This window comes from Streptomyces bungoensis, assembly GCF_001514215.1.
Taxonomy (GTDB): domain Bacteria; phylum Actinomycetota; class Actinomycetes; order Streptomycetales; family Streptomycetaceae; genus Streptomyces; species Streptomyces bungoensis.
This window is the reverse complement of the sequence record NZ_KQ948851.1, coordinates 31896-50708: the sequence shown is the minus strand read 5'-3', so window position 1 is coordinate 50708 and position 18813 is coordinate 31896. Positions and strand designations below refer to the sequence as shown.

General features: G+C 70.2%; 12 protein-coding genes. 4 read left to right on the top strand and 8 right to left on the bottom strand.

Annotated elements, in window-relative coordinates:
- Positions 1 to 7 precede the first annotated feature (7 nt).
- From AQJ66_RS00130 to AQJ66_RS00100, 7 genes are all read right to left on the bottom strand, one after another.
- On the bottom strand, positions 8 to 1591 hold the full coding sequence (locus AQJ66_RS00130; protein WP_061914482.1) for an FMN-binding glutamate synthase family protein: 1584 nt from the start codon (positions 1589 to 1591) through the stop codon (positions 8 to 10).
- Between the two features lie 79 nt (positions 1592 to 1670).
- The gene (locus AQJ66_RS00125; RefSeq protein WP_244162696.1) at positions 1671 to 2429 is read right to left on the bottom strand and encodes a hypothetical protein; all 759 of its coding nucleotides are present in this window, start codon (positions 2427 to 2429) and stop codon (positions 1671 to 1673) included.
- A 27-nt stretch (positions 2430 to 2456) separates the two neighbouring features.
- Positions 2457 to 3215: a hypothetical protein gene (locus AQJ66_RS00120; protein ID WP_061914478.1), complete on the bottom strand. Its 759-nt coding sequence runs from the start codon at positions 3213 to 3215 to the stop codon at positions 2457 to 2459.
- Between the two features lie 14 nt (positions 3216 to 3229).
- Positions 3230 to 8011 (bottom strand): putative T7SS-secreted protein, encoded by a 4782-nt coding sequence (locus tag AQJ66_RS00115; RefSeq protein ID WP_061914475.1) that lies wholly within the window; start codon positions 8009 to 8011, stop codon positions 3230 to 3232.
- A gap of 2 nt (positions 8012 to 8013) precedes the next feature.
- On the bottom strand, positions 8014 to 8667 hold the full coding sequence (locus tag AQJ66_RS00110; RefSeq protein WP_061914472.1) for a hypothetical protein: 654 nt from the start codon (positions 8665 to 8667) through the stop codon (positions 8014 to 8016).
- Positions 8664 to 9077 carry an SseB family protein gene (locus AQJ66_RS00105; RefSeq protein WP_208611250.1) on the bottom strand — a complete coding sequence of 138 codons (414 nt, stop codon included), beginning with the start codon at positions 9075 to 9077 and terminating at the stop codon, positions 8664 to 8666. The genes AQJ66_RS00110 and AQJ66_RS00105 overlap by 4 nt, the downstream gene beginning before the upstream one ends.
- A 189-nt stretch (positions 9078 to 9266) precedes the next feature.
- Positions 9267 to 10244 (bottom strand): McrC family protein, encoded by a 978-nt coding sequence (locus AQJ66_RS00100; protein ID WP_341849394.1) that lies wholly within the window; start codon positions 10242 to 10244, stop codon positions 9267 to 9269.
- 22 nt (positions 10245 to 10266) lie between these two features.
- Between AQJ66_RS00100 and AQJ66_RS38705 the strand changes: the two genes are divergently transcribed.
- The gene (locus AQJ66_RS38705; RefSeq protein WP_167359132.1) at positions 10267 to 10434 is read left to right on the top strand and encodes a hypothetical protein; all 168 of its coding nucleotides are present in this window, start codon (positions 10267 to 10269) and stop codon (positions 10432 to 10434) included.
- Between the two features lie 9 nt (positions 10435 to 10443).
- Here AQJ66_RS38705 and AQJ66_RS00095 read toward each other — a convergent pair whose 3' ends face one another.
- On the bottom strand, positions 10444 to 13281 hold the full coding sequence (locus tag AQJ66_RS00095; RefSeq protein ID WP_159052510.1) for a CHAT domain-containing protein: 2838 nt from the start codon (positions 13279 to 13281) through the stop codon (positions 10444 to 10446).
- 167 nt (positions 13282 to 13448) lie between these two features.
- On the opposite strand from AQJ66_RS00095, the gene AQJ66_RS00090 reads away from it, so the two are divergent.
- From AQJ66_RS00090 to AQJ66_RS00080, 3 genes are all read left to right on the top strand, one after another.
- The gene (locus AQJ66_RS00090; protein WP_061914466.1) at positions 13449 to 14210 is read left to right on the top strand and encodes a DUF6338 family protein; all 762 of its coding nucleotides are present in this window, start codon (positions 13449 to 13451) and stop codon (positions 14208 to 14210) included.
- Positions 14211 to 14349: 139 nt separating this feature from the next.
- On the top strand, positions 14350 to 15726 hold the full coding sequence (locus AQJ66_RS00085; protein ID WP_061914463.1) for a serine/threonine-protein kinase: 1377 nt from the start codon (positions 14350 to 14352) through the stop codon (positions 15724 to 15726).
- Between the two features lie 86 nt (positions 15727 to 15812).
- A complete protein-coding gene (locus AQJ66_RS00080; protein ID WP_061914461.1) occupies positions 15813 to 18812 on the top strand; it encodes a DEAD/DEAH box helicase in 3000 nt (999 codons plus the stop codon).
- The last annotated feature ends 1 nt before the right edge of the window (position 18813 follow it).

Here is an 18813-nt window from a genome sequence, read left to right as displayed (position 1 = left end):
CTCCAGGTCACACGGTGAAACGGTCGGGGTCGGCGGCCTTCCAGTCGGCCGCCCAGGATTCCGGTGGCCCGTCGAGCAACTGCCCCGGCTCGAGCCACTCGTAGAGCTCCTCGTAGGAGTGTTCGGTGACGGGGTCGATGCGCCGGCGGAGCATGTGGGGGCGCAGTTGCGCGGGGTCGGTGACGCCCATGGACGCCATGATCTGCAGGGCGCTGGCCACGGTCGCCTCCTGGAAGCGCTGGACGCGCGGCGCCTTGTCGCGCACGTCCAGGGCGCGGGCCCGGCGCGGGTCCTGCGTCGTGACGCCGGTGGGGCAGGTGTTGGTGTGGCACCTCTGCGCCTGGATGCAGCCGACGGCGAACATCATCGCCCGCGCGGCGTTGCCGTAGTCGGCGCCCTGCACCATGCGCTTGACGAGGTCGGTGCCGGTGGCGATCTTGCCGCTCGCCCCGATCCTGACCCGGTCGCGCAGGCCCGCGCCGACGAGCGCGTTGTGCACGGTGAGCAGGCCCTCGGTGAGCGGGGTGCCCACGTGGTCGGCGAACTCCAGCGGCGCGGCGCCGGTCCCGCCCTCGGCGCCGTCCACCACGATGAAGTCGGGTGCCGTCCCCTCCTCCAGCATGGCCTTGCACACGGCCAGGAACTGCCGTCGTGAGCCCACGCACAGCTTGAATCCGGTCGGCTTGCCACCGGACAGCTCGCGCATGCGGGCGATGAAGCGCACGAGTTCGCGCGGGGTGGAGAACACCCGGTGGTACGGCGGGGAGACGACCGTGCGCCCCTGGGGCACGTCCCGGACCCGGGCGATCTCGGCGTTCACCTTGGCCCCCGGCAGGACGCCGCCGATGCCGGGCTTGGCGCCCTGCGACAGCTTCAGGGACACGCACTTGACGTGGTCGTGCGCGGCCTTGTCGGCGAACTCGGCGGCGTCGAAGTCGCCTTGGTCGGTGCGGCAGCCGAAGTACCCGGTGCCGATCTCCCACACGAGGTCGCCGCCGGGGCGCAGGTGGTACTCCGACAGCCCGCCCTCACCGGTGTCGTGGGCGAAGTTCCCGGCCGCCGCGCCGCCGTTGAGCGCCAGGACCGCGTTGGCCGACAGCGAGCCGAAGCTCATGGCCGACACGTTCAGCAGGGCCATGTCGTAGGGACGACTGCAGTCGGGACCGCCGATCCGCACGCGCGGCGGTGACTCGGGCACCGGGCACGGCGCCATCGACGGAACGAGGAACTCGTGACCGGGCCGGTACACGTCCCGTTCGGTGCCGAACGGCTCCTCCGCGTCGGTGCCCTTGGCGCGCTCGTAGACGATGCTGCGCACGTCGCGGTCGAAGGGGCGGCCGTCGTAGTTGCGCTCGATGAAGTACTGCTGCAGCTCCGGGCGTATGCGCTCCATGAGGAAGCGGGCATGGCCGAGGACGGGGTAGTTGCGCAGCACCGAGTGCCGGCGTTGCAGCAGGTCCCAGGCGCCCAGCAGGCCCAGCAGGACGACCGGCACGGCGGCGAACGCCCACCAGGGGGAGATCCAGGCGGTGGCCAGGGAGGCCAGGACGCCTGCGGCGAGGGTCAGGACGACGATTGCGATGCGTGTCACGACGTCCTCATTGCCGTGCGACCGCTTCCCAGTCCTGCGGCTGGGCCAAGACACGTTCAAGCCCGCCGCGGCCGCGAGGTCACCCCGTCCCGTAGTCGTCCACCAGGGTGCCGATGAGCGAGAGGAGGGCGTCGGCGCGGCTCCGGTCCTCGCGCTGGGCACGCAGGGCCTCGTCGGCCGCCCGCAGGCGGGCCACGGCGGCCGGCTCGCCGTCCACCAGGTCGTCGACCACCGGCGCGGTCAGCAGGTCCAGGCACTCGGTCAGCATCCGGCGGGTCGCAGCCGACGGAGGGCTCGGATCGGGGTCGGCGTACGCGGTGGTCAGATACCGTGCGGGGTCGGTGAGGCTCCAGCCGACGACGGTGGAGTCCTGAACCAGGAGCGCCATGTCGGGGGCGATGCCGACACAGGCCTCCACGGGCTCGTCGAGGACGTCGAGGTCGCGCAGGCAGGTCAGCACGGCGTCCCCGGGCGCGCGGCACAGCACCGAGCACATCTCGTGCCGGAAGTCCCGGACCTCGTCCGCCCGGAGCCCGCCCGGGCGCACCCGGGGCAGGACCGGAGCACGGACGGACGTCTCGGCGGACGCGGAGGCGTACGGGATCCGGAGCTCGGCCCCGACCAGCTCCCGTCCGACCGGGTCGAACCGCAGGACGTCGGGCGCGTCCCACAACCAATCTTGGCTGCCGTAGGTCTCCGCGAGGAACCGCTCACGCTCTTTCACGTCCGCGTACCGCACGACGTCCACGCAGCCGCCCGTGAAACGGGGGCTGATGCGCAGCGGATCGTCCGTGACCGTCGCGCGCCAACCGCCGTCGAAAGCCAGTCTCATCGTCATTCGTGCCTCATCTGATCGGCTCCTGGGTCACCGATTCCCGTAGTCCTCCATCAAGTCGCCGATGAGCGAGAGGAGGGCGTCGGCGCGGTGCCGGTCCTCGCGCTGGGCGCGCAGGGCCTCATCGGCGGCCCGCAGGCGGGCGAGGGCGGCCGGGTCCCGGTTCTTCACCTCGGAGAGCAGCGGCTCGGTGACCAGGTCCAGGCACTCGGTGAACAGCGGCCCTGTGGCCGGGGACGGCGGGGCTGGGTCGGGAGCAGCGAAGCCAGTGGTCAGGTACCGAACGGGATCGGTGAGGCTCCAGCCGACGACGGTGCCGTGCTGGACGAGGAGCGCCACGTCCGGGGCGATGCCGACGCGGGCCTCCAGCGGCTCGCCGAGGACGTCGACGTCGAGCAGGCAGGTCAGTACGGTGTCTCCGGGGGCGCGGCAGAGCTCCGTGGCCACCTCCAGGCGGAAGTCCCGGACCTCCTCCGCGCGCAGGCCGCCCGGGCGGACGGGGGGCGTGACCGGAACGCGGGCGGCGTCCTCGGCTGCAGCGCACTCATAGGGCAGCCGGAAGCCGGCGCCGACCAGTTGCCGGCCGGCCTGGTCGAAGCGGAGTTCGTCCGGAGCGTCCCACAGCCACTCCTGGCTGCCGAAGGTCTCCCCGAGAAACCGCTGCCACTCCTCTACGTCGGCGTACTCCGCGATGCGCACGCATTGGCCCGGGAAGTCGAAGCGCGGGGTGGAGCGCAGCGGAGCGTCCGTCACCGTCGCAGTCCAGTCGCTGTCAAGGGTGAGTCTCATGTGGGGAAGCCGTTTCATCGAATCTGCTCTGCGGGAGCCATGTAGCCGTTCTTCGCCGGAATCCTGCCCTCCACCACGTCTGCATGGGTAATCGGCCCGCCGGGATCGGTCGGCAAGCCGCCGAGCGCCCTCACGCCGGAGTCGCCCCTGATGCCGGACGGGCCGTATGCCGTGATGACGTTGCCTGCCCCGGCGCCGCCGCCTTCCGCCACCACGATGTCCTCCCCCTGCCGGAAGATCAACCTTCCGCTGCCCGCCGTCGAGTGGTACACCGCGTCCGGGCTCTTGAGGATGTCCAGGACCCGTTCGTCGCTGAAGCCGTGCATGGAGTCCGCGTGGTAGTTGCCGGCCTTCTTCATCCGGTTGCCCTGAGCCCTTTGGACGACGTCGTCCGCGGTCTGGACGGCCTTTTCCCTGGCCTGTTGGGCCTTCTCCTCCTTCGTGTACTTGGGCATCAGCCCCAGCGGGTCGCACCCGGTGTACGGGTTGTCCACGTAGCCGAGGGGATTGGGCGCGGGGGCGAGGCCCAGTGGGTCCGGGGAGGTGTAGCGGCCGGTCTCGGGGTCGTAGTGGCGGAAGAGGTTGTAGTGGAGGCCGGTCTCGGGGTCGTAGTACTGGCCGGGGAAGCGGAGCGGGGTGTAGGCGTCGCTGTCCCTGGCCCAGGCGGTGGTACCCCAGAGGGTGCTGCGGCTGCGCCAGGCGATGCCGCCCGCCTCGTCGACGAGTTCGGTGGGGGTGCCGATCAGGTCGGTGGCGATGGCGAAGAACCGCCGGTCGATCTCCTGCTGCCGGCTGTCGGCCGTCAGGATGCGCTCGGTCTGGGCGAAGGGGACGACGTCCCGGTGGTCCCAGCTGAGGGCGACCGTGTGCGGGAGGTCCGGGCGGTGGCTGGTCTGCTCGCAGAGGGTGAGCCCGTCCCAGGTGAAGCGGACCTCCTCGGCCACGCTCTCGCCGTCGGCCGCGAGGCGCTGCTTGGCGGTGCGGCGGCCCAGCGGGTCGTAGCGGTAGCGCCACCGGGTCCCGTCGGGGGTGGTGACGGAGGTGAGCCGGTTCTCCGTGTCCCACTCGTAGCGCCAGGTGTCCGGCTTGCGGGACAGGCGGGTCTTCTGGCGCAGGGTGACGCGGCCGAGGGCGTCGTGCTCGAAGCGGACGCCCCCGGCGCGGGTGACACGGGTGCCGTCGTACGACCGGGGGCCGACCGCCTCGGTGCCGGGATGGCGGTCGGGCCAGGAGGCGGACGTCTGGTTGCCGGCGTCGTCGTACGCGTACCGCTCCGTCCAGCCCGGGGCGTGGACGGCGGTGACCCGGCCCAGCGGGTCCAGGTCGAACGTGCGGGTCCCGGAGAGCCGGTCCGCGATCGAGAGCAGGTGCCCGTCGGCGCGGTAGGCGTAGGCGCGGCTGTTGACGGCGTCGGCCCCGGCGGTGATGTGCTGCGCGGCGAGCCGGCCGGCCTCGTCCCAGGCCGACGTCACGGTGAGCGCGTCACCGAAGGCGCGGGCCAGTTCGCGACCGGCGGCGTCGTGGGTGAAGTCGACCGGCCGGCCGCCGGTGGTCAGCCGTGCGGGGAGTCCGTCGGAGTCGTAGGCGTAGGTGGTGACGTGGCCGGTGGGGGTGGCCCGGCGGACGCGCCGGCCCAGGTCGTCGTAGGAATAGAGCATCGGGCGGCCGTCCACCAGCTCCGTCTTGACCAGCCCGCGGCGGTCGTACTGGTAGCGCAGCTCGCCGTCCGGTCCGACCGCCTCCAGGAGGCGGCCCGCCCGGTCGTACGCGTACGTCGTCACCCTGCCGTCGACGGTCTTGGCGAGCACCCGGCCGAGTGCGTCGCGCTCGAAGGAGACGGTGCCGCCGAGGGCGTCGGTCCGGGCGGTGAGGCGGCCGGCGGCGTCCACGCGGTAGGTCAGGGTGCGTCCGTCGAAGTCGGTCTCGCAGACGGTGTTGCCGACCGCGTCGTACTCGTACGTCCAGCTCAGGCCCTGCGGGCCGGTGACCCGGGTGAGGCGCAGGTCGGCGTCGTGCTCGAACGCGTACCGGGCGCCGTCGGGCCGGGTGGTGGCGAGCGGGAGGTCGAAGTGGGTGTACTCGTAGGCCGTGACGCCTCCGGCGGCGTCGGTGTGGGCCGTGCAGTTGCCCTCGCCGTCGTAGGTCCACGACTCGCTCGCGCCGTCCGGGCCGGTGCGGCGGGCGAGCAGGCCGTCCGCGTTCCACTCCAGGCGGGTGACACCGCCCGTGGGGCCGGTCACCCGGACCGGGCGGCCGAGCCCGTCCCGCTCGGTGCGGGTGGTGGCGCCGGACGGGTCGGTCACGGCCACGGTCCGCCCCGCCGCGTCGCACGTCACGCGGGTGGTGTTGCCGAGGGCGTCGGTGACCGAGGTGGGGCGGCCCGCGTCGTCGTAGGTGATGCGGGTGGTGTGTCCGGCCGGGTCGGTGTACGTCGTACGGTTGCCGCGCTCGTCGTAGGTGTACGCGGTACGGGCGCCGTCCGGCCCGACGACCTCCGTCGGCAGCCCGAACGGGCCGCGTACGACGCGCAGTTCGGAGCCGTCCGGGCGGACGGCCGACACCAGCCGGCCCTCGTCGTCGTAGGTGAAGGCGTGCGTGGCGCCGAGCGGGTCGGTGCGGGACAGCAGGTTGCCGTGCGCGTCGTGGCGGAAGCGGGTGGTGTGGCCGAGCGCGTCCGTGGTGGCCAGGATCCGGCAGTGCGAGCCGATCAGGTGCCGGGTGGCCCGGCCGTCGGCGGTGGTGAGCGTGGTGGTGCGGTGGCCGGTCTCGGGGTCGGGGTCGGTGTACGCCAGGGTGATCTGGACGTGGCCGGCCTCGCCGCCCTCGGCGACGACCCGGTCCCGGTCGTCGTAGACGTAGTCGTAGCGGCGGTTGTTGGAGTCGGTCCAGGCGATGACGCGGTGGCGTTCGTCGTAGTCGAAGGCGGTGACGGCGCCGGACGGGCGGGTGACGGTGGTGAGGTCGCCGTTCTCGTAGCCGTAGCCGATCAGCGGCAGGTCCGCGCCGTCCTCCCCGGCGCCCGTGAGGAGGAGCGCGGTCACCCGGCCGTCGGCGGTGGCCAGTCGTACCTGGTGGCCCGCGGAGTGGACGAGGGCGAGCGGCAGTCCGTCGTCCGCCCGGTCGACGGTGACGGTGTGGCCGCCCCGGTCGCTGATGCCGGACAGCCAGGCGGTGCCGTCGCCTCCCGGTTCGGCGCCCACCGGGGCCGTGAAGCGGCGGACCACGCCCGAGTCGGGGTCGGTCAGCGTGTAGTCGCCGTCGGTGTCCCGGGCGAGCAGCATGCGCGTCGTGGTCGTGTCCGGCCGCGGCCGGGTGGGGTCGCCGGGGACCGGGTGCGGGTAGGTGACCAGGAGGCCGTCGGCGGTGACGTGGACGACGCCGACGGCGTCGATCTCCAGCCGCTCGTCCACCGTGGACGTCCACGACGGCCCCAGGAAGCGGCCGGCGGTCAGGCCGGACTCGGTGCGCCGGGTGAAAAGCAGCGGCAGGATTCCGGGGATCTCCACGTCGGTCTGGGGCAGGAACATCCGGCCGGTGGCGAGGTCCACCGGGTCGGAGCCGTCGGTGAGGCGCTCCCCGTCCGGGCGCCTGTGGGTCCCGTCCTCGACGTCGTCGACGAGCCTGCGCACCTTCGAGGCCTCGGAGGCGTCCTCGGCGATGCGCACGCCCTTCACCGCCGCGCCGCCGCCGTCGGTGGCCACGGTCAGCACAATGTCGGGGATCAGCCGGCCGAACCCCTCGGCCGGGTCCTTCATGAAGTCCTTGACCATCTGAGTGCCGGTGCCGACGGGGTCGTTGGCGGCCACGACGAGGCCGGCGGCCAGGCTGTTGAGGGACGTGGCGTACTCGGCCGGGTGCGTGAGGTTGTACGGGTCCATGGGGTCGACGCTGCGGACGAAGTTCACGATCCCGGCGGTGCCCTTGATCAGGCCCCCGGCCACGTGGTCCTGCATGATCTGCAGTTCGCCGTAGCCGTCGCGCAACTGCTCGGCGTAGGACGGCTTCTTCGGGGCCATGGCGCGGGCGGCGCGCACCGCGGAGCGCGCGGTCTCCGCGGCCGAGTTCCGCTGCTTGCGGGCCTCGGCCAGGATGTCCTGCGCGTCCTTCATCAGCTTCTTGCCGGGGTCGTCGAACGTCTCGGCGGGGCGCGGCGGGAGCGAGGACGGGTTCCGCTTGTCGGCGGGCTGGGCGTTGTAGTGGTCGACGGCCTTGTTGTAGTCGTCGACCTTCTTGCGGTGGGCGTCGGCGGCGTCCTCGGACGCCTTGACGCCCGCCTTCCACTTGTCGATCGCCGTCTGCGCCTGGCCCTGGGCCCAGGTGACCGTGTCGGCGAACGACTCCAGCGCGCTGATCGCCTTGACGCAGGCCTCACCCGCCGTGTACCAGCGGTGCGGCTGCTTGCCGACGGTGGTGCGCAGCGCGTCGGCCGCCTCGCCCTTGAGCCGGGAGGTGTCGAGGCCCCTGAGACCGTCGCCGGTCTCGTTGAACGACGACTCGAAGGCGCGGAGCTTCGCGGCCACGGCGTTGATCTTGCTCGGGCTGCCGTAGATCAGCTTGGTCTTGTCCTCGGTCTGCCCGAGGTCCATCTCGTCGACCTCGGCGCCCAGCCGGTTGGCGAGCGAACGGGACTGCTGGCGCACCCAGTCGGCGCCGGAGTCCCAGCCGACGTCCTGCAACCGGTCGGCGGTCCAGTTGCCCGCGTCCTCGACCCGGTCGCCCACCCACTCGACGCCGTGCTCGATCTTGTCCTCGACCGAGTCGGGCGTGATGTCGCTGATGAAGTCGCCGATGCCCACCGTCAGTTCCCCCCGGACTCACCCTGCTGTTGCTGCTGCGCGCGTTCCTCCGGCGACGGCCCGAAGGTGTCGTCCAGCGCCTGGTTCCACTGGTCGTCGGAGATCCCGAACGCCTTGTTGAGCAACTCCGACTGCCGGCCGCCCTGGCCTTCGGTGAGGACGCTGCGGCCGGTGTCCTTCCAGGTCTGCGCCATGTCGTGCCCTGCCTTGTCGAACGACTCGGCGCTGTAGTCGGGGTGCAGGTAGTCCGGGGTGAAGATGTCGCCCCAGCCCTGCTTGGCGATCTCCTCCTCGCTGGCGTGGGGGTTGCCGCCGAACACGGAGTTGGCGCCCACCTTCAGCGAGCCCGCGACGTACTGGTCCTCCTCCCACAGGGTGCCGGCCGCCAGGCCGAGCCGGTTCGCGATCTCGCTGGCGTCCCGCACCAGGGCGCGCACGCCCCACTCCCAGGACTCGCAGAAGTCCTCGAAGTCGACCGAGAGGCCGTGGTGTCCGGCCTCCATCCCCGTCATCGCCAGCTCCGAGAAGCCCTTGCCCATGACGGAACCGGTGGCGCCACCGAGGTCGCCGAGCTGGTCGATGGTCGCACCCAGGCCCTGGGTGAACTTGGCGACGGACTCCTTGTCCAGCCGGAGGTCCTTGCCGTCGCCGCTCACGACCGCACCTCCCCCGCCGGGCCGGCGTCGACGGCGACCGCGTCGGGGACGATGCCGGCGACCGGCGGGAAGAACATCGCCCCGTCCTCGGTGGCGATGTCGACGGCGAGCCCGGCGGGCTCGCCCAGGGCGGGCACGAGCTCGTCGACTATGCGTGCGCCCAGCAGGGCCGCGTAGTCCAACGGCTGGTCACCGGGGGCCTGGTGGAGGGCGAACCGGGCCAGGGCGGCCTCGTCGGTGAACCCGCAGACCCACCGCACCCCGCCCGCCCGCACCGACCACAACCCGCCGCCGGCCACCGGCACCAGAAGGACCGAACGGCGCATCTCGCCGACCAGGGCGCGGGGGTCGTCGCCTCCCCTTCTCCGCTCGGCGATGCGCTCGGCGAGCACCGTCCTCGGCTGCTGCACGCTTCCTCCCTGGCCGTCGTTGGTGACACCGTAAGGAAGGACGCGCGGGAACGAGTGGGTGGTTCTCCGGGGTCTCGTGAGACGGCGGGAGCGCGGGGCGACGGACTGCGGCAGCGGCCCTTGCGGGTTGCCATGCGGGGCGCAACGTGCGCACTGGCAACCACTGGAATCGTGCTGTGACCCAGAAGCTCAGCCCAGTCGAAGCCGCACCATGCGTGCGGCCAGAGCGTGGATCTCTCTGATGAGCGTCGATGAGGGCCGGTCGAGATTTAGTGCGTGTTGGTGCAGCGCTATCCCTGAGTGCCGCACCAAGTGGCCCGGGTGCGGTGCGTTGCCCTTGGCGTACACCAGATGGCCGTCCTTGACGCCCAGAGAAATGGAATAGGCCAGCATTTGGTACAGGTCTGCATCGGGATAGCCGTGCGGCTTACCCAGCTTGTACTTGGCGTCGGCCACGACCAGTGGGGCTCCCGAATCGTCGTACCAGACGAGGTCCGGTCGCATGCGGATGACCCCGGCTTCATCCAGATAGACGTTCCTGGCCTGCAGCGCGGCGTGCCCACCGTACGCGCTCAGGGCCTCCCGGAGCGCGACGCAGACGAAGTCCTCGAAGACCGTGTTCATGTCGAACAGGAAGCCGTTCATCCGTACCCCACCCGGCAGATGCTCGGCGGATGCGTTGTCCAGTACGAGTCCCGCCAGGCGGAGAGCGTGGTGATACCGGGCGTTGAGACGGCTCGGCTGCCATCCGGGGAGCGGCTTCCCCCTCACGAGTGGGGTGACCTCCGCGAGCCTGGCCCGCTGGTGGGCAAGACGTGTCCGTACGGCTCCGGGCACGCCAGGCAGGCGTAGGAGGCGTTCCACCGCGGCGCGCAGAATGCGGTTCTCCGCGATATCCGTGGTGAATTCGTCGTACGCGATCTCGGCGGGCAACGGGGCACCGAACCGGCGCCGGATCTGGTCCGCCTCGCGAACCCGGCCACGGACGACGAACGCCGTGGCCTCGGTGCTTCGGTAGCCCTGCAGAAGCCCTTGCCGCAGCGCGCGGTCCGTCTGCCGCTCGACGGCGTGGGCAATGGCGGGCAGCAGTTCGTCGTACCCGGCGACGTCCACGTCTCCGTCCCGCCAGCCGCCCAGGTCGAGGCTGTAGCCGAGGAGGAAGAACACACGCCGGATGGGCAGTTTGGGCGTGATCCGCAACACACGCGTGGCCACGCACCTGGTGACCGTGGTCGAACAGGCCGCCGAGGCAGGGTTCGCCGACGAGCGGTTCGCCGGAGAGTCACTTCGCGAGGCACGGCGCTCGTACGCGCTGTGGCAGAGGTGCCTGGCCGAGAGCCGACGGGACTTGAGCTAGGAAGATGACTCACATCGTACCGGTGATCTTGAAAGCAGCCCAGAACAGCGGGTTCTCGGCGGCCTGTTGATCCATGTGGCTTCGCCAGTCCGGAAGCACCGAGTCGATGGCCGACTCGGCGGAGAGCAATGGCCCTCCCTGGAGGAACCATTGCCACTGCCCCGCCCGGAGGTATCGAGCGGTGTCGGTGAAAGCGGTGTGAGGGTCGACACCGGCTCCGAGATAGGCATGGAGCACGGCAGAGAAGACGACGCCTTGCAGATCCGTGATCTCCCACAGTGTGGAGACGACCGCCTTCGCTCCGCGGGCCAGGAACGCGGACTCGAGACTGCGCAGGGTCTGCACGGTACGACCGGTCCCTTCGTGCGTGCCCGTTCTGCAAGCGTTCAGGATGACCAGGTCGACGCTGCTGAAGGTACCTTCGGCGAGGATTCTGCTCGTGGTCAACGTGGCCGCTCCCAGCGAACTGCCTTGCAGCACGAGTCCAGCAGCCCAGCGGTTGAGGTGTGTCAGGCCGTGCGACGCCACATGGACGATCCGCGCCCTGGACATCGCCTCCAGAGCACGGTCGGGGGTCGCCTCCTCTTGCGCGAGGACCTCCGCATGGTCGTGGATGTCAGCGATCAGGTCAGCCTCGCAGAGCGGTCCGCCGATCGACTCGAAGCCGGGCACGCCATCACCGCTGTGTGCCACCACAAGGACCTCGACCGCGGCTGGCTGCCGCTGGGACCTTTCGATGGCCGTCGCGAGACGAGCTGTGGGAGCGTAAACCACGTGATCGAAAAGGTCGCTCAGTGTCACGGTTCGCGGGGCATGAAGCGTCGCGGCATGGAGCGGTAGTAGTTCGAGCGGATCAGCGGGACTGAGCATCAACCGACTAAAATCATGACGCGCGACCATGCCGGCGATCGCCTCAGCTATTTCGGTGCATTCAGCGAGGGCTTGCCCCAGGAAGCGATACCACAAACGTTCGGGAGCATCCTGAGGTAGCATTGCCCATCCTCTTACGACCTCAGGGAAATACCCGAGAGGAAATTCCTCACATGAAACCAGATCGAAGTGCGCGCGGCCCGCACGAGTCCTGCATGCGGCGAGCTGGAGCGTCCCAAACCGGTTGATCAGGTGTATGAAAACCGTGCGTTCATCCAGCAGAGGCATGTCGGCTTCACCAATGAAACCCGTTTGCACCCTCCCTCGGCCCGCGGTTGCCCTGAGGAGTTCCAGAGTGCGCTGCCGCTCTTCAACAGCGTCCTTCAACTCCACGTTGGCCTCATGCACGCCTTCTCCATCTAGCAGGCGCAAGGCCTGCCGTGCACGCGTCCCGGCGAGGCGGCGCGCGGCGGACATGAAGTGTCGGAACTCAGTGGTGTCGGAGGCGAGAGCAAGTTCGTCCTGAATATCTTCGCTCTTCGCGTTCTCACAGCTCTGGAAGGCCGCCTCAGCGGCCTGGTCAACGCCTTCGAGTGCCATCCTCTGCTTTATGTTCTGTGTCTCGTCGCCAATCAGTCGACGGAGCGCCGCGATCGCGGCGTCCTTGCACCGGACGAGCAACTCTGCCGGTAGTCCTAGCCAGATGCTGCCCACAGCCCTCACTTCACCGTCGCCCACCAGCCGGACGACGCCGAGGCGGGTGTATCCGACGGTCGCAAGATGCAGAAGTTCCCAGGCATGTTCCACCCAGGCGAGGGAGTAGATGTATGGAGCACGCATCGGAGGGCCCGGGTCGCCGGGAGGTAGGGGAAACTGCAACCAAATCTTGATGTCGTCGCCGTAGTCCTCGACTTCGAACCCGTATCGCGCTCCCGTCTGCATCAACGCTCGCACGGATGCCAGATGAGAGCCCGTCTCAGCCGTGGCCAGCCAGACTGGGTGAGGACCCACCCGTGTATGAAAAAAGCGGGTCCCACAAGTGACGATTTCTTCGACCATCCAGTCGGGTACCGAAGCGCTCAAATCGCTCTGCTTCGGTTCCCACAAGAGCGCATCGTCACCCAACAGAGGGGCTTTATAAAAACCCTTTCCTTCCACGAGGCACTCTTCTGCATATTGATCGTCCCCCGTCTCGGACGTCAGCAATGCGAGTTCATATGCCGTCAGGTGAGACATGACCTCGACCATCTGGGCGTCCCATGTCTCAAGATCTTCACGCAGCCCTGCGAGGAATTCCACCGAATGGTCCCTGACGCGGTCTACTGTGTTCTCCAGATCCATGCGGCGATGCAGGCGCTTCGCGACCTCCGCGAGATCAGGTCTGTCAGTCAGCCCCGGTCTGGCTCGCAGGACGTCTTCCGTCCGATTGATCTTGATCCAGCCACCGGAGACAAGGGCTTGCAGACACACACTCGCCCTTCCGGTGGCTGATTCGTGAAGGAGGTCCGGCGGCAATGAGACGTAGGGATCTGCCGCGTTGCGGAGGAAGGTTTCCAGGGCCTGGTTCGGGAGGCGCCAAACGCTCGTCAGTTCCTCGCGTACCGTCTCCGTGGATTGGGTCGCAAGTCGGCGTCCAGCCCACAACTCGATCAGTAGCACATGGAACCCGGAGACGTCCCACCACCGTTCCCACGGAACACCTCGCTTTCGAACCGTGCGCAGAACAGGCATGACGAGGTCTCTCACAACCACGGGACCGGGCACCCTGGAATCGACAAGAGCGCTCGATCGCAGGTGGTCACTGATGGCCTGCGGAGAGCTGCCCGTGATGTCTTCCGCAGCGATGCGGGCCAGCAGGGCGGCGAGCGCCGGCGGCTCGTCTGCGACCCATGAGGGGAACATGTCGTAACGGCTCGGGTCGGGCCCCAGCTCGCGACAGACCCGAGCCGTGAGGCTGTCGACCCAGGTGGTACGCATCCGGAAGAGGTTGTCTCGCATCAGGCGCCCCCAGCTTCGCAAAAATGCACAAGTGCCACGGCAGTAAGTCTGTGGCACCTGCAAGTTGCCGCGATACTAGAGGACTTCCAGCCACCAGATCCGCTGCAGAAGCTCGCTGCCTGAGCCATCCGGAAGGACACACGCCGATGCCGCACGCGCCCTCGACAGTCGCCCAGGTAGGGATCGTGCTTTTCCTGGTCTTGCCCGGCGTGACCTACCAGTTCGTCCGCGAACGAGCGCGCGGCCTGGCCCCGGTCCACAGAGACCTGGGCGAACGCGTACTCCGGGCGGTGACCGCGGGCATCGCTCTCGACACCGTCTACGTCGTGCTCGCCGGCCCCTGGTTGGTGCACCGGGTCTACGACCGTCGCAACGGCTGGCTGACGGGTGCGACAGAGAATCCGCGTGTCGCGGCGCTGACGGCGGCAACCCTGTTGATAGCCGTTCCGGCTGTCGCCGCATGGCTCACGTCCTGGCTGAGGTCGCGAGGCAGAGGGTCGACCTATGACCCGACCCCCACGGCATGGGACTGGATCTTCCAGAGTCGGAGCCACTGCCTGGTGCGGGCGCGGCTGAAGAGCGGCCGTTGGATCGGGGGGTACTACGGCGAAGACTCCTACACGTCGAGCTACCCGCAAGCCCCGGACCTGTATCTGCAGACCGCTTGGGCCGTGTCCGCCACCGGACTGTTCGAACGCCCGCTGGAAGATTCCGGCGGGCTCTATATTCGGATGGATGATGTGGAGTATCTCGACTTCATCGAAGTAGCTCCCGTGACTGCAGACGGAGACACGACCAGTGACCGAAATTCGACCGCGGTTGGACCCCAACGGGAAGAGGGGCTACAGGCCCGTCGGCAGGCGGCCGGAGCCGACCCAGGCTCCGCCCACGCCGCCTCCGACCACTGAGCCGGACACGGGTGCGTCCGACGAAGGGTGACTCGGCCGGCACCCGCTGCACGCAGTCGCCCATCCCTGCCTGCACGGACTGGACTAACGTGCCGATGAATCCCTGCCCCGGCGGCCTGTCCCGATTGTGAGGACCCACGTGCACATCGCGCCCCTCAGCCCTGACGATCCCTCCGAGCTGGGCGGATACGAGCTGCTCGGGCGGATCGGGCAGGGCGGCATGGGGCAGGTGTACCTGGGGGAGTCGCCGGGCGGGGAGCCGGCCGCGGTGAAGGTGATCAAGCCGTCCGTGGTGGACTCCGAGACCCGGCTCAGGTTCGCCCAGGAGGTGGAGATCCTCAAGGCCGTCTGGGGAGCTCGCATCGCCGCCCTCCTGGACGCCGACCCGGACGCGGACCCGCCGTGGCTGGCGACCGAGTACGTCGAGGGGCTGGACCTCAGCAGGCATGTGGGCAGGCACGGTCCGCTCGACGCCCTGCTCACCGCCTCGCTGGGCGCGACGCTCGCGGAGGCGCTGGCGACGGTCCACAAGCAGGGTCTGCTCCATCGTGATCTGAAGCCCGCCAACGTGCTGCTCGGCCCCAACGGGCCCAAGGTGATCGACTTCGGGCTCGCGGTGTTCGCGGAGTCCAGCGTTTCGCTGACCGCGGCGAACACGGTCGTCGGCACTCCCTCCTGCATGCCTCCGGAGCAGGCGAACGGCGAGAAGCCGCTGACACCCGCGGTCGACGTGTACGCGTTGGGTGCCGTGCTGCTGTTCGCGGCCTCCGGGCATGCTCCCTACCGGGCCGACAACATCCACCTCCTGTTCCACCAGGTCGTCGATCCCACGATCGCGCCCGACCTGTCAGGGGCGCCGGAGGAGCTCGTGCCACTGCTGACGGCCATGCTCGCCCACCGTGCCGAGGACCGGCCGACGCTCGACGACGTCGTACGGCGGTGCCGGGCCCTGATCGAGGCGCGGGGGTTCAAGGTCGCCCAGGCTCGGCGCCGGCTCACGAACCACACGGCCGCTCCGGCACACGTACTCGACGACCTGCTCGCCGTGGACCGCCCGACCGGGGCGGAACCGGCGGCGCCGGACCGGGCGCGGACGGACCGTGTCCCGACCGATGCCGAGCCGAGTCGGCCGGAGCCGGAGACGCCGGCAACCGAGTCGGCCCGCCAGAGACCGGAGGGATCGCGGCCCACCCAGGGGGACTCCGCGGTGTCCGCCCCGTCGATGCCTCCCGCCCAGGTGCCGTCCCCCACGGACCCGCGCCTCATCCTCGCCCGCGTCGACACCCCCACGCCCCCGCCCCCCGACGGCACACCCGCCTCCACTACGGCGGGGCGAGAACCGGCGCAGCGGGCCACGGATCCGGACGGCGCACGGTCCCCGGTACGACTGGCGGGTCCAGGCCGCGTGAGCAGCGGCGACAGCAGCGTCCGACGGCGCTCGCTGCGGCATTCCGCCCAGGCCCGGATCACCGCGCAGCGGCTGCGCGAGGCATACGCGGCCAGTGCACCCTTCTGACCCGTACACCGCCGCGACCCGCGATAATGGGCGGGCTCTGAAGGGGGCCTGACCATGTACGACCGAACCGCCTCAGGAGGCCACGGGTGACCGCCGTCCAGACCAGTGCGGAGCAGAGTGGCGCCTCGACCGGCCAGGACCAGTACCCGGCCGGTGCCCAGGTGGTCGTGCGGGACGAGGAGTGGCTGGTCAGAAGCTCCATGCCGACGGCCGAGGACGGCACCCGGATCGAGGTGGTCGGGGTGTCGGAGTTCGTCCGGGACCAGGAGGCCGTGTTCTTCTCCGGCTTGGACCGCATCGAGCTGCTCGACCCGCGCGAGACGTCTCTCGTCATGGACGACTCCCCCAACTACCGCCGTTCCCGGCTGTTCCTGGAGGCGGTCCTGCGCCGCACCGCGCTTCCCCAGTCGGAGCGCCGGCTCGCCCTGGCGGACTCGTTCCTGATGGACCCGCTGCCGTACCAGCGGCGCCCGGCCGAGCTGGCTCTGTCCGGCGGCAATCTCCGCCCGCGGCTGCTGATCGCGGACGTGGTGGGCCTCGGCAAGACCCTGGAGATCGGTCTGACGCTGGCCGAGCTGATCCGTCGCGGCCGGGGCGAGCGCATCCTGGTGGTCACCCCGCAGCATGTGCTGGAGCAGTTCCAGCACGAGCTGTGGACACGGTTCGCGATCCCGCTGGTGCGGCTGGACTCGGTCGGCATCGAGCGGATCCAGCGGGAGATCCCGGCCGGCCGCAACCCCTTCACCTCGTTCAAGCGGGTCACCGTCTCCATCGACACCCTGAAGAACACCGACCAGTACCAGCACCATCTGGAGCAGATCCGCTGGGACGCGGTCGTCATCGACGAGTCGCACAACCTGATCAACCGGGGTTCCCTGCGCAACCAGCTCGCCCGCACCCTCGCCCCCCGCACCGACGCCCTGATCCTGGCGTCCGCGACCCCGCACAACGGCGACGCGAAGTCGTTCGCCGAACTGATCGGCCTCCTCGACCCGGTGGCGATCCGGGACCCGGAGAACTACCGCGCGGCCGACATCGAGCACCTCTTCATCCGCCGCACCAAGATCAGCCCCGAGGTGCGGGAGCAGATGAAGGGCCAGTGGGCGGACCGCGGCCCCTCCCATTCCGTGCACTGCCCCGCCACTCCCGCCGAGGAGAAGATCTTCGAGGAGCTGGCCGCCGTCTGGCTGCCCGGGGACGGCGGCGCCTCGGTGAGCTCGGTGCCCCTCTTCCCGTACACGCTGCTGAAGTCGTTCCTGTCCTCCCACGCCGCGCTGCGGGCGACGGTCTCCGCGCGGACCAAAACCCTGGAGAAGAAGGACGACCGGCGGGGCACCGAGGCCGAGCTGGCCGCCCTGGGCCGGTTGTCGGAGCTGGTCGCCGGCCTGACCGAGGCCGACTCCGCGAAGTTCGCCGCCCTCGTGCGGCAGCTGCGCGAGGAGATCGGCGTCGGACCCGGGTCGGACGAGCGGGTCGTGGTCTTCTCCGAGCGCGTGCAGACACTGGAGTGGCTGGCCCAGGTGCTGCCCGCGGCACTGGGGTTCAAGGGACGGGCCGCCCGTGACTGCGTCCGGGTCATGCACGGCGGTCTCTCCGACGAGCAGCAGATGGCCTGCGTCGAGGAGTTCGGCCTGGCCGACACGCCCGTACGGGTCCTGCTGACCGGCGACGTGGCATCCGAGGGCGTCAACCTGCACCGCCAGTGCCACCAGCTGGTGCACTACGACGTGCCGTGGTCGCTGATCCGTATCGAGCAGCGCAACGGCCGTATCGACCGGTACGGGCAGGCCCGTCCCCCTGAGTTCCGCGCGCTGATCCTGACCAGCGAGGTCGAGGGCGCCAAGGACGACACCGTGGTCGCCGAGCGGCTGCTGGAACGCGAGGACCAGGCCCACCGCTCACTGGGCACCGCGGAGGCGGTGACCGGCCTGTACCGGGCGGAGGCGGAGGAGAAGTCCCTCATCCAGGACCTGCTGCGCGGCCGGACCGTGGACGAGTCCCTGGACGCGCGCCGCTCCGGCACGGACGGCGAGGACGCGGGCCTGGACGACTTCCTCGCGGACTTCTTCGGCCCGGTCGGCGAGGACGCCCCACCGGCGGACGGCTCGGAGCCGGACGGCTCGACCGCGAGCGGTGGCCCCGGTACGGAGCCGTCGGCCGGCCGGGCCGCCGCGAGCCCCGTCGTCCCCCGTCTCTTCGACTCGACCGCACACTTCCTGGACGAGGCCCTGCGCGAGGTGTACCCGGACGCCCGCGACCGGCTGGACCTGGACCGCGACCAGCAGTCGGGCCTCCTCTCGTTCCGCCCTCCGGCGGAGCTCGTCCACCGCCTGAAGGCGCTCCCCATGGACTACCTGCGCGAGCAGCGGTTGCGCGAGCGCCTGCTCGTGACGTTCAACCGCCGCCTCGCCGAGCACTCCCTCCACCGGGCCCGGGAGTCGTCCACGTCGAGCTGGCCGGAGATCTCCCTGCTGACGGACCTGCACCCGGTCGTCGAGTGGCTCACCGACAAGGTCCTCGTCGGCATGGGCCGCCAGGAGGCCCCGATGATCACAGCGAACGTGGCCGAGCCCGTCTATCTCGTCCAGGGCGTGTACTCGAACAAGCTGGGCAGGCCCACCGTCGTGAAGTGGATGGGGGTCACTCGCCAGGGTGCGATCGACGACACCATGGTGTCGCTGCTGCACCGCTGCGGGGTCGGCCCGAGCATGGCCAACAAGGCCCGCTACCGCGACAGCAAGCCGCTGCGCGAGGCCCTGCCCGACGTGCTGCGCGCGGCGGAGGAGTTCCTCGCCGAGCGCCGCGACGCCTGGGAGGAGCCACTACGCGAGCCCATCGCCGAGTACAAGCGTCGGCTGTCCGCCTGGCGCCAGCCCACACTCGCCGGGGATCGCGACGTGGATCGGCTGGCCGACCTCGCCGACTCGCTGCTGACGACAGGCCGACCGCTGCTGCGGGTACTCGCGGTGCTCGTGCCGGACCCAGACCGCAAGAGGAACGACGGCGGGCCGCCGCTCGTCACCCTCGGCCCCCCGCCCCTGTCCCCGCCCGCCGCCTGGTGGCCCCGCCCCGCCGTGACCCGCTGAG

What these genes read in the sequence shown, in the direction of transcription:
- AQJ66_RS00120 (WP_061914478.1), bottom strand. Translation starts at nt 3,215, where the DNA reads ATGAGACTCACCCTTGACAGCGACTGGACTGCGACGGTGACGGACGCT.
- AQJ66_RS00095 (WP_159052510.1), bottom strand. Translation starts at nt 13,281, where the DNA reads ATGCGTACCACCTGGGTCGACAGCCTCACGGCTCGGGTCTGTCGCGAG.
- AQJ66_RS00125 (WP_244162696.1), bottom strand. Translation starts at nt 2,429, where the DNA reads ATGACGATGAGACTGGCTTTCGACGGCGGTTGGCGCGCGACGGTCACG.
- AQJ66_RS00090 (WP_061914466.1), top strand. Translation starts at nt 13,449, where the DNA reads ATGCCGCACGCGCCCTCGACAGTCGCCCAGGTAGGGATCGTGCTTTTC.